Source organism: Marinobacter shunpengi (genome assembly GCF_045449695.1).
In the GTDB taxonomy this organism is placed as follows: Bacteria; Pseudomonadota; Gammaproteobacteria; order Pseudomonadales; family Oleiphilaceae; genus Marinobacter.
Genome location: NZ_JBJJKZ010000012.1, coordinates 324,559 through 339,211 on the forward strand (window position 1 = coordinate 324,559; position 14,653 = coordinate 339,211).

13 protein-coding genes are annotated in these 14,653 nt (G+C 61.2%); 7 read left to right on the top strand and 6 right to left on the bottom strand.

The window, feature by feature from the left end; all coding sequences use genetic code 11:
• Nucleotides 1–72: 72 nt before the first annotated feature.
• On the top strand, nt 73–1,446 hold the full coding sequence (gene prsR / locus ACJO2E_RS08075; RefSeq protein ID WP_406963365.1) for a PEP-CTERM-box response regulator transcription factor: 1,374 nt from the start codon (nt 73–75) through the stop codon (nt 1,444–1,446).
• A gap of 30 nt (nt 1,447–1,476) precedes the next feature.
• On the opposite strand, the gene ACJO2E_RS08080 is transcribed toward prsR, so the two are convergent.
• Nucleotides 1,477–2,961 carry a bifunctional 2-methylcitrate dehydratase/aconitate hydratase gene (locus ACJO2E_RS08080; RefSeq protein ID WP_406963366.1) on the bottom strand — a complete coding sequence of 495 codons (1,485 nt, stop codon included), beginning with the start codon at nt 2,959–2,961 and terminating at the stop codon, nt 1,477–1,479.
• Nucleotides 2,962–3,148: 187 nt separating this feature from the next.
• Between ACJO2E_RS08080 and ACJO2E_RS08085 the strand changes: the two genes are divergently transcribed.
• Nucleotides 3,149–4,090 carry an FkbM family methyltransferase gene (locus ACJO2E_RS08085; RefSeq protein ID WP_406963367.1) on the top strand — a complete coding sequence of 314 codons (942 nt, stop codon included), beginning with the start codon at nt 3,149–3,151 and terminating at the stop codon, nt 4,088–4,090.
• Between the two features lie 41 nt (nt 4,091–4,131).
• On the opposite strand, the gene ACJO2E_RS08090 is transcribed toward ACJO2E_RS08085, so the two are convergent.
• Entirely contained in the window at nt 4,132–4,845 is a 714-nt protein-coding gene (locus ACJO2E_RS08090; protein ID WP_406963595.1) for a transglycosylase SLT domain-containing protein, read from the bottom strand.
• Nucleotides 4,846–5,047: 202 nt separating this feature from the next.
• Here ACJO2E_RS08090 and ACJO2E_RS08095 point away from each other — a divergent pair, with 202 nt between their 5' ends.
• A complete protein-coding gene (locus tag ACJO2E_RS08095) occupies nt 5,048–5,818 on the top strand; it encodes an eIF2B alpha/beta/delta subunit family protein (RefSeq protein ID WP_406963368.1) in 771 nt (256 codons plus the stop codon).
• A 75-nt stretch (nt 5,819–5,893) separates the two neighbouring features.
• Nucleotides 5,894–6,319 (top strand): host attachment protein, encoded by a 426-nt coding sequence (locus ACJO2E_RS08100; RefSeq protein WP_406963369.1) that lies wholly within the window; start codon nt 5,894–5,896, stop codon nt 6,317–6,319.
• A gap of 49 nt (nt 6,320–6,368) precedes the next feature.
• Here the strand turns inward: ACJO2E_RS08100 and ACJO2E_RS08105 are convergent, their stop codons facing one another.
• Nucleotides 6,369–7,472, bottom strand: coding sequence for a DUF2855 family protein (locus tag ACJO2E_RS08105; RefSeq protein WP_406963370.1), 1,104 nt, complete (start codon nt 7,470–7,472; stop codon nt 6,369–6,371).
• A 126-nt stretch (nt 7,473–7,598) separates the two neighbouring features.
• Between ACJO2E_RS08105 and ACJO2E_RS08110 the strand changes: the two genes are divergently transcribed.
• The 3 genes from ACJO2E_RS08110 to ACJO2E_RS08120 all read left to right on the top strand — a co-directional run bounded on the left by ACJO2E_RS08110 (nt 7,599) and on the right by ACJO2E_RS08120 (nt 9,798).
• Nucleotides 7,599–8,252 (top strand): TetR/AcrR family transcriptional regulator, encoded by a 654-nt coding sequence (locus tag ACJO2E_RS08110; protein WP_406963371.1) that lies wholly within the window; start codon nt 7,599–7,601, stop codon nt 8,250–8,252.
• A 211-nt stretch (nt 8,253–8,463) separates the two neighbouring features.
• Complete coding sequence (locus ACJO2E_RS08115) at nt 8,464–9,429, top strand: DUF945 family protein (RefSeq protein ID WP_406963372.1); 966 nt, start codon at nt 8,464–8,466, stop codon at nt 9,427–9,429.
• Between the two features lie 192 nt (nt 9,430–9,621).
• Nucleotides 9,622–9,798 (top strand): DUF2897 family protein, encoded by a 177-nt coding sequence (locus ACJO2E_RS08120; RefSeq protein WP_406963373.1) that lies wholly within the window; start codon nt 9,622–9,624, stop codon nt 9,796–9,798.
• Nucleotides 9,799–9,851: 53 nt separating this feature from the next.
• Here ACJO2E_RS08120 and ACJO2E_RS08125 read toward each other — a convergent pair whose 3' ends face one another.
• From ACJO2E_RS08125 to ACJO2E_RS08135, 3 genes are all read right to left on the bottom strand, one after another.
• On the bottom strand, nt 9,852–11,903 hold the full coding sequence (locus tag ACJO2E_RS08125) for a carboxylesterase/lipase family protein (RefSeq protein WP_406963374.1): 2,052 nt from the start codon (nt 11,901–11,903) through the stop codon (nt 9,852–9,854).
• The gene (locus tag ACJO2E_RS08130) at nt 11,896–13,890 is read right to left on the bottom strand and encodes a carboxylesterase/lipase family protein (RefSeq protein WP_406963375.1); all 1,995 of its coding nucleotides are present in this window, start codon (nt 13,888–13,890) and stop codon (nt 11,896–11,898) included. The genes ACJO2E_RS08125 and ACJO2E_RS08130 overlap by 8 nt, the downstream gene beginning before the upstream one ends.
• Before the next feature lie 287 nt (nt 13,891–14,177).
• Nucleotides 14,178–14,648: an ion channel gene (locus tag ACJO2E_RS08135; protein WP_406963376.1), complete on the bottom strand. Its 471-nt coding sequence runs from the start codon at nt 14,646–14,648 to the stop codon at nt 14,178–14,180.
• Between the last annotated feature and the right edge of the window lie 5 nt (nt 14,649–14,653).

Consider the following 14,653-nt stretch of genomic DNA (forward strand, 5'->3'; position numbering starts at 1 on the left):
CGGCCGAAACTGAAAGAGACGCAGTGTCCGGTCTGGAGAATTTTCCCAACAACGAAAAGGATTTATTCTGTTGTGACCAAACGCTTACTGATCGTAGAAGATGACCCGGGCCTCCAGAGCCAGATGCGCTGGTGTTTCAGCAGTGACCTGGAGGTGGATGTCGCCGCGGACCGGGCATCGGCACTGGCCAGCCTCCGCCGCAATGAACCCCAGGTTGTCACACTGGACCTGGGCCTGCCCCCGGACCCCGGCGGTGCCTCGGAAGGCTTTGCCCTGCTCGATGATATCCTGCGGCTGTCGCCCATGGTCAAAGTTATCGTGGTGACGGGTCGCGAGGACAAGGAGAACGCCGTCAAGGCCATTGGCATGGGCGCGTCCGACTTCTACCAGAAACCCCTGGACCCGGACATCCTCGCCTTCGTGGTCAACCGCGCCTTCCGCCTTGCCGAACTTGAAAGGGAAAACCGGGAACTGGCCAGCCGCCAGAACGGCGCCAATATCAAGGGTATTGTCGCCGCCAGCCCACAGATGCTGACGGTCTGCCGGACCCTTGAAAAGGTCGCTCCCACGGACGTCACCACCCTGATTTCCGGAGAGACCGGCACCGGCAAGGAACTGCTGGCACGGGCCCTCCATGATCTCAGCCATCGGGCCGAGCAGCCCTTCGCCGCCATCAACTGCGCGGCCATTCCCGAGAACCTGCTGGAAAGCGAGCTGTTCGGCTATGAGAAAGGGGCCTTTACCGGCGCCACCCAGAGCAAGAAGGGCAAGATTGAAAGCGCCAACGGCGGCACCCTGTTTCTGGACGAGATCGGTGATATGCCCATGGCCCTGCAAGCCAAGCTGTTGCGTTTCCTGCAGGAACGTTCGGTGGACCGGGTGGGCAGCGTCAAGCCAGTGGAAGTGGATGTACGGGTGGTCTGCGCCACCCACCGCGACGTCAGGCAGTTAATCGACGCTGGCGAGTTCCGGGAAGACCTGTACTATCGGATCAGTGAAATCACCCTGGAGGTGCCCGCCCTGCGTGACCGTCAGGGCGACCCGCTGCTGATCGCCCGCTCCCTGCTGCAAAGCCTGTCCCGCCAGATGGACCGCCCCACCCTGTCGTTCAGCGACGATGCGGTGCGGGCCATCAACGGCTATCCCTGGCCCGGCAACGTCCGCGAAATGATCAACAAGGTCAAACGGGCCACCATCATGGCCGAAGGCAAGCGGATCACCGCCGGCGACCTGGAACTGAACGGTGATACCGAGCCGGGAGACAACCAGCTCAATCTCCGCCAGGTGCGGGAAACCGCCGAGCGCAATGCCATCATGCAGGCCCTCAAGACCACCGGCTTCAATATGGCCCAGGCCTCCCGCCTGCTGGGAATTACTCGCCCCACCCTGTACAACCTGACCGACAAGTACCGCATCGACACATCGGCGGAAGCAGCACAGGCTTAAGCGCCGGATTGGTACCGGGGGCCACGTCCCTCAGATCACGAACAGGTCCATGAACGCCGGTACCGGGGTCTGCTCCAGTGACGGCTGGTCGCCGCACAGGGTGTCAATACGCCGGCAGGTTTGCCCCGGGAACCGGGTTGCCAGGTTGCTACGGAATTTCTCCTCCAGCAGGGGGATGCCCTCCTCCCGCCGACGGCGATGACCAATGGGATACTCAACGGCCACCCGTTCGGTGCTGCTGCCGTCCTTGAAGAACACCTGGATGGCATTGGCGATGGAACGCTTGTCCGGCTCCAGGTACTCGCGGCTGTATCGTTCATCCTCAACGACCACCATGCGATCCCGGATCCGGTCGATCTCCGGATGGGCCTCGTGGAATCCATCTTCGTAGTGATCCGCCGTCAACTCGCCGAAGATCAGCGGCACTGCCGTCATATACTGCAGGCAGTGGTCCCGGTCGGCGGCGTTGGCCAATTGACCCTGCTTGGAGATGATGCGGATGGCGGACTCATGGGTGGTCAGTTCGACCCGGTCGATATCGTCCAGCCGATCCTTCACCTGGGGGTGGAGAATGACCGCCGCCTCGGCGGCGGTCTGGGCATGGAATTCCGCCGGGAAGGAAATCTTGAACAGGATGTTCTCCATCACATAGCTGGCAAAGGGCTGTGGCAGGGTGAACCGGCGCTGGTCTTCCGGCTTCAGGGCCTGGTCGCGGTTGGTCTTGCTGAACAGCACGTCGTAGAAGCCCCATTGCGGTGCCGTCAGCACGCCAGGAATGCCCATCTCGCCCCGCATGGCAATGTCCGCCAGCCGCACCGCCCGGGACGTGGCATCCCCGGCCGCCCAGGACTTGCGGGAACCGGCGTTGGGGGCATGGCGGTAGGTACGCAGTGACTGCCCATCAACCCAGGCATGGGACAGGGCCGACAGCAACTGATCGCGGCTGGCGCCCATCAGCCAGGCGGTCACCGCCGTGGACGCCACCTTCACCAATACCACATGATCCAGGCCCACCCGATTGAAGGAATTCTCCAGCGCCAGCACCCCCTGGATCTCATGGGCCTTGATCATGGCCTCCAGTACCGTTTTCATGGTCAGCGGCGGCTGGCCGTTGGCCACTCGCCTGCGGGACAGTTGGTCGGCCACCGCCAGGATGCCCCCCAGGTTGTCCGACGGGTGGCCCCACTCCGCCGCCAGCCAGGTATCGTTGTAGTCGAGCCAGCGCACGATACAACCGATATCCCACGCCGCCTTGACCGGGTCCAGCTCGAACGAGGTACCCGGCACCCGGGCACCCTGGGGAACCACCGTACCCGGCACCAGCGGTCCCAGGTGCTTGGTACACTCCGGATACCTGAGGGCCAGCAGCCCACACCCGAGTGTATCCATCAGGCAGTGGCGGGCCGTGGTCCAGGCTTCGTCGCTGTCAATAGCATGGTCCAGCACGTAGTCAGCAATCTGTTTGAGCAGGTCGTCGTAGTCCGGTCGTACATTCTGGTCGGCATTCGCGCTCATGATTCCTCCTGGTGTGCGTAGACAGCCCCAATATGGAAAAGTCTAGCCCAGGCTGCAAGCACTGCATTCCACCGTATATGGGTACAAATTGAACATTTCCTGTACAACCACCCTGCGCTAGCTTATCTGGGGTAAAAGTCAGGCCGTACCCAAGGAGTACCGCTCACCTAGGGAGGAGATCCCAGCCATGCCCAGCATCCTCGAACCTGCCAGCAAGAGGGCCCTGCGAAACATTCTTGGCCTGTTGCCTTTTGATATGAAGATCACCGGACGTCGCCGTGACCTGGGCCTGTCCGTCATGGACCGGCTCTACCCGCCACCTCCGGGCGCACAGATGGAAAAGATCAGCACCAGTGATGGCCGCCAGTTCCTGGTTGACCTCAGTGCCTGCAACCAGCGCCTGCTCAGTTGCTACTACGGCAACCTGTTACGGCATTACCGCGCCAGCCCCCTGAACCGGGTGATTATCGACGTGGCAAGCCGCCGGGGCCCGCCAGGCACCTTCCTGGATGTGGGCAGCAACCTGGGCCTGTACAGCCTGCTTGCCCGGGAGGCGGGTTTCGATCCCGTGTTAGTGGAAGCGGAGCCCGGCCACGGCGACTTCCTGAAGCGGCATCCGGAGCTCTACCCCACTGTGTTTGCGGTGGCGGTGGGTGACGCTGAAAGCATCGCCCGGTTCTTTGTGTCCGAGTCCAACCCCGGGGGCAACTCCCTGGTGTCCGAGGCTCCCGGCAATCAACCGGCCGGGGAAGAGCGCAAACCGTCCCTGTACCAGGCCACCATCGATGTCCGGGTACGACGGCTGGACGCGCTGTTGTCGGAACTGCCCGACCAGGGAGCAGGCATAGGGATGATCAAGATCGATGTGGAAGGGTTCGAGGGGGCCGTGGTCCGTGGCATGACCGGCTACCTGGGCCAGGGCCACAGGCCCGTGATCTGGTGCGAGGTGCGCGGACCGGATTCCGACAGGACACCCAACAGCTACCGGACGGTGTGCGATACCCTGGGGGCCTATGGTTATCGCGCATTCTGGGGAGAGCGCCCCGGCCAGGGAGCGTTTGATGAGGGGGACGGCCCACTTCCACAGGTATTCGACCTGCTGTTCAGGGCCAGTGCCCCAACCGGGTAATTCGTTACTCTACCGAGCCAACCGCACCGGTAGATAGGACATTAATTGGAGGCCAGCCGGTAGCGCTCGTGCAGGATACCAACCCGTTTCACATAGGCGCGGGTCTCGGCATAGGGGGGAATGCCACCATGACGTCTGACTGCCCCCGGGCCGGCGTTGTAGGCCGCCGTGGCCAGCTTGATGTCGCCATCGTGCTGGGCAATCATCCGGGCCAGGTAGTGAACCCCGCCGCGGATGTTCTGCTCCGCATCCAGGGCGTCACTGACCCCCACATCCCGGGCCGTGGCCGGCATCAATTGCATCAGCCCCTGAGCTCCCTTGGAGGAGACCGCCTGGGGATTGAAGGCACTTTCGGCATGGATGACCGCCTGTACCAGCGCCGGGTCCACCTCGAATTCCCGCGCGGTCTGTTCGATCTCTTCCTGGTAACGGCCCGCAAACAGCGGCGTCCGGTGCCAGTCGACCGTGGAATCTGGCTTGCAGGCATAGCACTCGAAGCGGATGACGTCGTACTTGGCACCGTCGGGCCTCGCCTCGCTGAAGGTGACCACACCGTTCTCATCAGTGAACTTGTACACCGTCTCGCTACCGGTACTGGCCCGGGCCGACTGGCCCGATGGGGCATTGGTGAATTCCACCCGTCCATCCGAGTGGACGATACGACGCACGGAATCCGCCGTGGCCGACGACCAGGGCAGGATCAGGGACAGACAGAAAATGGCACCGGTGGTCAGGACTTTACCGGAAAAACGCATCCACACCTCATCAATATTCAGCCACGCCATACACCGTCCGACATGGCCTGCAGATTAACGAAAGTATAGCGAAATCACCCGACTGAAACAGGAACCTGCCAACATTTCCGGAACTCCGATGGCTGATACTGAAGTAATCTTGGTTCAGGGGCCTCTGAATACCCCCTTTACTACCCAGCTCCGATAAACCCAGGCGAATTGCATGGATCGTTTTACCGAACGCATCAATACCATCATCACAGACCGGGAACACGGCTCATCCACCCTCGTGCAGTGGATCATTGACGCCCTGGGTGACCGGGGGGACAACACGCCGTCCCGGGCCCAGCGGCGATGGGCGCTTAAGGAACTGAGGAACATCGACTGTTCCATGGTAGTGGTTCATCACCTACTGGACACCCTGGGGACCGAACCAGGCGACGATTTCCAGGCCAGGCTGGACGACTATGTCCACCGGTGGTCGGACATCCCCGCCCGGGTGGCCCGCCAACTGCTTTCCCTCGGCGACTGGAATGGTGCCCGGGTCCTGTTGCACAGCCACAGCGGTATGTTGCTGTCCGCCATCGAGCAGGCGCACCAGGCCGCGCCGACCATATGCTTCTGCCAAACCCGTTCCCTGCCCGGTGACGAGGGCGCTACCCAACACCGTTTTCTGACGGATCGCGGAATCGCCTGCGATCTGGTGAACGACGAAAGTATCGCCAGCCTGGTCCCATCCCTGGATGCCGCCTGGCTTGGGGTGGATCAATACGATGACCACTGTTTCGTCAACAAGGTTGGCAGCGGGCGGATAGCCAGGACCCTGCTGGCTGCCGGGAAACCGGTATACGTACTCGGTGACTCACGCAAACGGGTCCGGCAGGTAGCGCATTCCGGCGAGCTATTCGAAGCCGTGCCCTTTACTGAGGGCCTTCACCTGGTGACCGAAGACGGAGTCCAGCCAACGGTATCGGAAGCAGACTATTTCTCGTAACATCACAAATAGTGCTGATTTGATCCATACTCACGTCATGAGCCGAACTCACCCACCAACGACGTGGAGGATGCAATGGAAAAGATCTGGATTCTGGTCGCCGACAGTGCCCATGCACGAATCCTTGCTACCACGGCCCGCACGGCCATGCCTACCGAAATTACCCGACTGGAGCACCCCGAGAGTCGGCTCAAGGAAAGCGAACTGGTATCGGACCAGCCCGGACGCTCCCGGGAATCCCTGGCGCAGGGCCACGCCATGTCGGAAGCCAGCGCCACCGTCCAGGAGGAAGCCGCATTTGCCGGGGAACTGGTCCAGACCCTGGACAAGGCCCGACAGGAAGGCCGCTTCAGCGACCTGATCCTGGTGGCCAGCCCTCACTTCCTGGGCGTTATCCGCCAGAAGCTCAACGGTCCCCTGGAAAAATCGGTGATCCAGAGCGTCAGCAAGAACCTGGTGAATGAGAGCGAAAGCGTTATCCACCAGAACATCTTTAACTGACGTTGCCTCTCGAAGGCCCTGCCCAGGCAGGGCCTTCCCCTACCGGCACCTACAGGACGACAACATGGCCCTTGACCGGATCGACGCGACCATCCACCAGTGACCGGATCAGTGTCTGCGTAGCCTCCAGACCCTGGTGTTCCTCAACCGTGATCCAGGGCGAATCGGGCTGCTGTACACGGTCGATAAAGGCCAGTTGGGCCTCGTTGAACCGGCGCGTCACCTCGGCCGGTCCCCAGTCGGCATTACGTTTGCGAATCTGGTCCGGGGCGAAGTAACGCCGGGGCGCAGGCCCTGGAAGCGTCCATTCCGCCTCATTGATATGTTCGTGATTGTGGGCGGAACCGGCATAACAGTTATGGACCAGTTGTTCCGCCAGGTGGTGATGGATCGTCGCCCTGACCCCGTCATTGCCCGAGAAGTCCACGTATAGCGTGGGCACCGACGGATCAAGCCCGGTGATGCCGTCATAGTCCACCACCTGATCGTAACAGCCCAGACCTTCCACGAAGGTCCTGTTGGACGCTGACGTCAGTCCCACCACGTCCAGGTCGTCGCGTTGCTGAAGACAGAACACGGTGCCGTAGGCGGTCTTGCTGGAAGCACTGGAAATCACTACCCGGCGGGCCCCGAAGAACCCGTTATCCTCCAGGTAGTCGGCCAGCATGAACGAGGTGATGAACAGTGGCCGCAGCAGCATCTGGTAGTCTTCGTTCTCCGGACGATACGCCGCGTCGGTATGCACCCGCTGGTACTGGTTGTAAGCCGATACCAGATCCAGGCGATAGTCGCGGCCATCGTAGAAGCCCCGCTGGCTGACACGGACGGGGTCCACCACCACATGGGTGGCGATGGGCCAGAAGCCATAGAAACGCTCTCCCGGTTCCACCCCTTCCACGGTGGACTCTACCACCTCGGCGAAACCCCAGGCGGGCATCTGCCCCCAGCCCTGCTCCGCCACCGGATAGTAATCCCAGTAGCGCAGGTGGGGCGTGTGGCCAAAGGCGGCGTAGGTAATATTGTTGGTGGTCACCGCCAGACGGTGAATACGCATCAGGGCCTGGCCATCCGCCAGCGGCGGAACCTGCTCGTTAATAACTTTTGAGGTGCCCAGTGACTCTTGGTCAGTCACCAGTCGAGTGATGTCTGTCATGCGCCTGATCCTCGTAAAAGGGTTACTATGGGTGCTCCCGGGTGGCTGTCGATCCCACCTGGTTGCAAACGTTCTGTTTCAGGATCATTGTATCCAGCGCCCGAGGACAGGTGGTTCGGAATCCCCATGAGCAAGCCCCAGGCTATCGACAGCCCCCGCAACAAGCCGCTCAAGCGGCCGAGACAGGCCCGTGCCCGGTTCACGGTACAGGCCATTTACGATGCCTATGTTCGGATTTGGCAGCGCGACGGCTGGGACCAGCTCACCACCCGCAAGGTGGCCCTGGAGACCGGTATCGCGGTGGGCACTCTCTACGATTATTTCCCCAGCAAGGAGGCGCTGCACTCCGGCTATGTCCGCCACTGCATCGAAGAACTGCTTCAGCAGATCGAGGAGCGGGTGATCACCCCGGACAACCTGGGCTGGCGGCAGAGGCTGCACGGGCTGATCCGCCACCTGGCGGGACTGGAATCGGACCGGACCTGGTTCTCTCCGGACATGATGCGGCTTGAGCCTGTTGTGGCGGACCCCAGGCACCAGCAACGGGCCTACGACGAGCTGCTGGACATCTGGCACCGGACGCTGGCGGCCTGCCATGACCTCGCCCCCAGGCCATCCGCCGAAACCGTGGAGGCCCTTCACCTGGCGGTGTGGGGCGGCCGGCGCTACGCCCTCCATATGCATCTGGACGTGGCCCGGATGGAATCCTGGGCCGGGGAAATGGAACGGTTCTGTGCCCTGGCCCTGTCGACACCGACGGTGGAGGAGCCCCAGGGCTGACCGGTCCAGCCATTCATGGGCCATTTTCAGTATCCCGCCTGTTTCTCCGGAAACCGACCCGGTACGCCAGCCCCTGCCGACCACCTCTGATCACCATGTTATCCCCGGATACTGTCAGATCGAATTTACATCTGAAATTCGGCTTTTAATTGACACCACATGAACTTTCTGCAACCTTCTCCCCCTCAATAATCAAGGAGGTACCGTTTCAATGAGTGATGCAGTCACAACCCCGTCAGGAAGCAACAAAGGGAAAATCGCCATTGCGATCATCGTGATCCTGGCCGCCCTCTACTTCGCCGCATCCTGGTTCATCAATTCCCAGGCGGAAGCCAAGGTCGTGGAAGCGATCGAAACCATTGAAGAGGAAAGCGATGGCGATGCTGTCATCACCTACGACAGTGTCGATTCCTCCCTGTTCTCCAGCTCCGCCACCCTCAACGGTGTGCTGATCAGCAGCAAGTCGGAAGGCGATCTTTTCAAGGCAGATAACATTACTGTTGTCATGGAGGGCTATACGGAAAACGAGCGTCTGCCAGACAACTTCAGCCTGTCCGTTAAGAATCTGCTAATCGTTAACGAGAAGCTGCTGACCGAAATGTCCAGCTTTGCCGAGGTGGACTACCGCGAGCATCCCATGGATTTCCATTTCGGCTACGACGTTAACAACGGCAAGGACGAGCTGGCCTCCAACCTGACCTGGTCCACCGAGGGCCTGAGCAGCCTGAACCATGAGATGACCCTGTCGGATGTCTCCGGTGGCTGGGAAGCGTTGCAGGCTGCCTATAAACAAAACAGCGGTAGCACTGACTTCACCCCTGCCCAGCAACAGGCCATCCAGGCCGAGCTTCAGAGTGTTCGCTTCAACCGCACCCAACTTCGCTACGAGAATGACGGTGAGGTGGAACTGATGATGGAAGCGGTTGCCAGGGAAAACGGTGTTACCGCGGACCAGTTCAAGGCCCAGATCCTGGCTGGTATGGAACAGCAGCTTGGCGATTCCGAAGTGGTCGGAGAGATCCGTGCCTTTATCGAGGACCCCAAGCAGCTCTCGATAACCATCGAGCCGGAAGAGCCCCTCAGCATGGAAGAGCTGACCCAGATCAGCATGATGCTGATGATGGGCGCCACCGCCGACGCCACCAAAATGCTCGGGCTGACCGTCGACGCCAACTGATCGCCAGCCTGGCCGGTCCGGTTAGCCGGACCGGCCGCCGGATTTGCGACGCCTGACTATCTCCCTGAGATAACAGGGAGCCGTCCAATCATCAGTCCTTCCCTTCCCGATCGACCTCTCCCGATACTGGCATATCCCCCCAACCTGGTTCACCATAAATGCACACGTAACGGATAATCAGGAACCCGGTATATGCCCATGATCGGCTGGATATTCCTCCTGCTCGCCCTGGCACTGGTTGTCGGCGGCCTGCTGATGCTCAGGGACAGCGCCAACATGCCCATCTCGAAAGAGAAGATGGCCAGGATCAAGAAGCAGAAGGCAGAGAACGAGGAACAGGACCGCAAGGAGGATAAAGGCGGCTGGTAACGTCAACCGCCCGGCACAGGGGCCCGGCTAAAGCCCCGGGCCCCGGCCATCCATCATTCCAGCGCCGACTCCAGACCGGTTTCGGCGACCGCGTCGCTCGCAGGCCCAATGTGCATAAAGGCATCATTGAAACCGGTATAGGCTGGCCACGCCAGACTACCCGTGCTTGGGTCACCGCTCTTGGCGAAGTTCGTCCAGAATGTCATGGTCAGATCGGAAATCGCCACATCATCCGCACCGTATTGCATCGACGCAAAGACATCCGCCGCGTCCCCTTCCGTGCCTGACACCCCGTTTCCATTGAGATCGCCGATGTCCGGCTGTGCCCCGTCCGGGGTCAGCACCAGGCCCAACAAATAGTTCTGGACCATGCCAGCCGGATAATGGAAGACATAGGGCAACTCACAACCGTGGCAGCTTCGCAGCCCCAGTTCGTCCCAGCCATCGGGCACCCGGCTGAACACATAGACGAACTGGTCGGACTGGTAGTCGGCGGAACGCTGGTCCAGCCAGATCGGCAGGGCCGCACGCAGGCTATCGTAATCACCATTGGTGGCGCCGGCCATCAAAGGCACATCGCTGGGCATACCCTCCTGCACATTCTGGTAGTAGGTCCTGGTCTGGTAATCGTTGTCCACGTTGGGCCGGTAGGTCTGTCGAGGGATATTATTGGCCAGGTCCGCCTGGGTAATCTCGGTCCAGGACAGGGCCCGCGCCTCTTCCAGCGTGCTTACCCCGAGCCGCTCAAACAACGCGGTTCCAATGGCCTCGGATTCCGCCAGTGAATCTTCGGCGGTTCTGTCCTCATCCATCGGGGCAAAACCGCTCTGCACGATGGCCTTGTGGAACAGCCCCGTCGCCTGGGGCGAGTTCATCAGGGAGTACACCTTGCCGCCACCGCCGGACTGGCCGAAGATGGTGACGTTGTCGGGGTTGCCACCAAAGGCCTCGATGTTGTCCTGAACCCACTGCAATGCCAGCACCAGGTCCATCTGGCCGTAGTTTCCGGAGCCCTCATAGCCACTTTCCTCGGTCAGCAGGGGGTGGGCGATATAGCCAAACGGCCCCAGGCGATGGTTGACGGTCACCAGGACCACGCCCCTGGTGGGCAGGCTGTCCGGGTTGTTGTACTGCATGGAATTACCGGAGAGGATCGAGAAAGACCCACCATGGAACCAAACCATCACCGGCAGATTCTCGGCATCTTTCGGCGTGGTGACGTTCAGGTAGAGGGAATCTTCGCTCATACCACCCTCATTCACGGATTCCAGGGTCGGGTTCTGGGCCGACTGGTCCGCCCAGGACGTCGCCTGACGGATACCATCCCAGGGCTCCGCCGGCTCTGGCGGACGCCAGCGAAGATCCCCGACCGGAGGTTTCCCGTAAGGCACCCCGAGAAACTGCCAGGTGTTCTCGCTGGACTCAAAGCCTCGCAGGTCACCCCCTGTGGTGGCCACGGTAACGCCGTCACTACGACCGCGCTGGAAATGCTGCGTCGCATCCGCCACTTCACGGGCCTCCCGCGGACGGGGGTCCAGGTCGGTGAAGGCACCGCTGTCCTCAATCGCGCTCAGGACTGGCTCCAGGCTGGTGCGGAAATCCTCCGGCGCCTGGCCAAAGTCAATCACGCCTGCATCAGTCGATACCTGATCGCGGATAGCTTCAGTGATCTGGATGCCGTTGTTCAGGTCGCCGTCGGCGTCCAGGCTCTGTAACAGGACCAGCCGGTTGGTGACCCCCGGATCGTCGGCAGACCCGGCACCGGCGGTGATCGTCAGGGGCGTCACTACCTCTGCCCCTTCAGTCGACCCCAGTTCCAGTTCGCCGATGGCGAAGGTGATGGTCTCCCCCGGCTGGTACTGGAATTCGCCGTTGTCGTTGGTACGCCCGGAGGGCGTATCCGGGCCGGTATAATCCAGCCCGGCCACCGGGCTGTCCACGAAGGTGCCGGTACGGGCGTCGTCCGAAGAACTACCACCACCGCCACCACAGCCAGTAATGGCTATTGGCGACACCACCACGGTCATCAGGAAGGTCCGCCACGCCCAGGTCCTGGTTGGAACGTTCATCATTGGCCCCGCGATACGGTTTCTGGTCTTATTCATCGTCAAGCACCTCCCCCAGGCCGCTGTTCACTTCCGCCTCCACGCCGATGTCCACATAGGACTCGGTGGCAGCGTCGTAAACCGGGTACTCGATCTCGCCCGGTATGCCGGGATCGCCGGTTTTGGCGAAGTTGGTCCAGATGGTGAGCATCCGGTCGATCACCACCGCATCGGTCTCATCGAACCCGGCGGAGACCAGGATGTCCGCCGGATCGCCGTCGGAGCCGGATACTCCGTTACCGTTAATGTCTCCGATGTCCAGGGACTCACCGGTGGCCGGATCAATCACCAGGCCCAGCAGGTAATGGGTGACCACGCTCTGGGGCATGTTGAACACATAGGCCAGCTCCGCCGCGTGGTAGGCCTCCACGCCCCGGGCCCGCCAGCCGGCGGGCTGGTGGCTGAACAGGGTGGCGTACATGTTGGAGGTATTCAGTGGCGCCATCCACGGGAAGACATCGATGGCGGTGGCCGTCGGATCCGGGGTGTCGTTGGTGTTGATGGAGAACATGAACGGCACGTCGTTCTGGTTGCCGTTCTCGAAGCTCGCCCTCTCGGTATAGGGCTGGTAGTGGTTATCGACGTTGGTATAGGGCTGCAGTTCCGCAGACGCGGCCACCACTTCACTCCAGCTTGCGTCGCGCATTTCCGCCAGTGATAAGGCGCCCAGGTTGGCCTGTAGCTGATCGCCGATGGCCTCGGCGTCTTCCAGGCTACGGGTATCAGGATAGAGGGTCCCGCTCTGGCTGATGGCCCGGTGGAACAACCCTGCGCCCTGCGGCGAAGCCATCAATGACAGTACCTTACGGCCACCACCGGACTCCCCGAAGATGGTGACGTTGTCCGGGTTGCCCCCGAACGCCTCAATATTGGCCTGTACCCACTCCAGAGCGGCCACCAGGTCCATCTGGCCGTAATTTCCGGAGCCGCCATAACCGCTTTCCGCTGTCAGGTCCGGATGCGCGATATAGCCAAAGGGCCCCAGGCGATGGTTCACCGACACCTGTACCACCCCCCTGGTCACCAGGGCCTCCGGGTTGTTGAAGGGTTTGGTGTTGCCGGTCAGGGAGGTAAAACCACCGCCATGGAACCACACCATCACCGGCAGCCCGTCGGCTTCCTTGGGGGTGGTGACGTTCAGGTAGAGGGAGTCCTCGCTCATGCCCCCTTCCCCGAACTGCTGCAGGGCGGGATTCTGGGCCGACTGGTCGCTCCAGGACACCGCCTCACGCACCCCTTCCCAGGGTTCCAGGGGCTGGGGCGGGCGCCAGCGAAGGTCACCAACCGGGGGCTGGGCATAGGGTATGCCGAGGAACTGCCAGGTATCAGCACTGGACTCGAAACCGCGCACCTCACCGCTGGCGGTCTCCACCACCTGCCGCGGGCTGGTGGAGCGGGCAAAGTGCTCTGCCGCGTCACTGGCAGACACCACTGCCCGGGGCCGGGGATTGTTGTCGGTGAAGGCATTATCGGCTTCCAGGGCGTTCACCACCGGTAGCAGGGCGGCGCTGAAATCCTCCGGGATCAGACTCAGGTCAAGGCTGTCGGCACTGGCCGATACCTCCATCCGGATGGCGTCGGTAATCTGGATGCCGTTGTTCAGGTCACCGTCGGCGTCCAGCGTCTGCAGGAGCACCAGCCGGTTACGGACGCCAGGGTCTGATCCGTCGCTGGCGCCTTCGGTGATGTCCACCGGGGTCACCGTGCCGGCGCCGGTTGCCGAACCCAGCACCAGGTCGCCGATGGCAAAGGTCAGGGTTTCACCGTCAAGGTACTGGAACTGGCCATTTTCATTGGTGAGGGAGGCCGCCGTTTGGTCGCCCTCATAGTCCAGTCCCGAAACGGGGCTGTCCACAAAGGTACCGGTGAGGCTGTTGGGTGTTGAAGAGCCACCACCATCGCCACCACAGCCGGTAAGGGCGAAAGCAAGGGACGTTAGAGTGGCCACGACCGTTGTGCGCGCCGTGTTCGGGTTGGGATTGTTCATGCAGGAATCCTTTATTGTTGTATTCGTCTTTCTTCCTGAATATCGCCGGGAGATCCGGTTTGCCGAAACGGATCAACAAACGTACTGCATTCAAAGGGATAGGGCCTGGCCGGGGCGCCAGTGAACGTTTCTGGTCTATCTTCTCCAGGGTTATGTCACTTTATGAGTCAAAATCACTATAGGTCTCGTTCAGCGATCAGACAACCCTGAATTGAAAGGATTCAAAAAATATCCGATTGGAGTCCGGGGCCACTGTCATGGTGAATCCCATGCCTTATCCCACCGCATCAATGGGATTCATGGTCATCCCGACGCTGTTCAAGAGTCCATCGCTGGGCAGCCAGGGACTCTTTCAGACTGTGCTGCAGCGCCGTCATCAGGGCGGCGGTGGATACCCCGATCATTATGACGCCGTTGATGGCTTCTATCGGCCCCAGGAGGCGGTGCCGCTCTGACATCACAATGTCTCCGTACCCCAGGGTCGCGAAGTTCACGGCGGAGTGGTAGACCGCCTCGGACAATGCCTCGAACTCTCCCAGTACCATGAATACCAATGCCCAGATCGTGCATTGCAACAGATTGCCCAGGACCAGCATGACCATGAAGGCGCAGATAACGCGGAGCATCGACCAGGATGAGGACGTGGTCGCCAGACCGATGTGACCAATGTAGTAGCGGATAGCCAGCACCAGCAGTATGGCCTGCAACAACAGGCAGGCCGTCATGGTGGATAGCCCGATTATCAGGTTTATCAGCAAGGATC

Bases quoted from the DNA above. Each gene is read 5' to 3' on its own strand.
- ACJO2E_RS08080 (WP_406963366.1), bottom strand. From the start codon at position 2,961: ATGAGCGCGAATGCCGACCAGAATGTACGACCGGACTACGACGACCTG.
- ACJO2E_RS08085 (WP_406963367.1), top strand. From the start codon at position 3,149: ATGCCCAGCATCCTCGAACCTGCCAGCAAGAGGGCCCTGCGAAACATT.
- ACJO2E_RS08090 (WP_406963595.1), bottom strand. From the start codon at position 4,845: ATGCGTTTTTCCGGTAAAGTCCTGACCACCGGTGCCATTTTCTGTCTG.
- ACJO2E_RS08095 (WP_406963368.1), top strand. From the start codon at position 5,048: ATGGATCGTTTTACCGAACGCATCAATACCATCATCACAGACCGGGAA.
- ACJO2E_RS08100 (WP_406963369.1), top strand. From the start codon at position 5,894: ATGGAAAAGATCTGGATTCTGGTCGCCGACAGTGCCCATGCACGAATC.
- ACJO2E_RS08105 (WP_406963370.1), bottom strand. From the start codon at position 7,472: ATGACAGACATCACTCGACTGGTGACTGACCAAGAGTCACTGGGCACC.
- ACJO2E_RS08110 (WP_406963371.1), top strand. From the start codon at position 7,599: ATGAGCAAGCCCCAGGCTATCGACAGCCCCCGCAACAAGCCGCTCAAG.
- ACJO2E_RS08115 (WP_406963372.1), top strand. From the start codon at position 8,464: ATGAGTGATGCAGTCACAACCCCGTCAGGAAGCAACAAAGGGAAAATC.
- ACJO2E_RS08120 (WP_406963373.1), top strand. From the start codon at position 9,622: ATGCCCATGATCGGCTGGATATTCCTCCTGCTCGCCCTGGCACTGGTT.
- ACJO2E_RS08125 (WP_406963374.1), bottom strand. From the start codon at position 11,903: ATGAATAAGACCAGAAACCGTATCGCGGGGCCAATGATGAACGTTCCA.
- ACJO2E_RS08130 (WP_406963375.1), bottom strand. From the start codon at position 13,890: ATGAACAATCCCAACCCGAACACGGCGCGCACAACGGTCGTGGCCACT.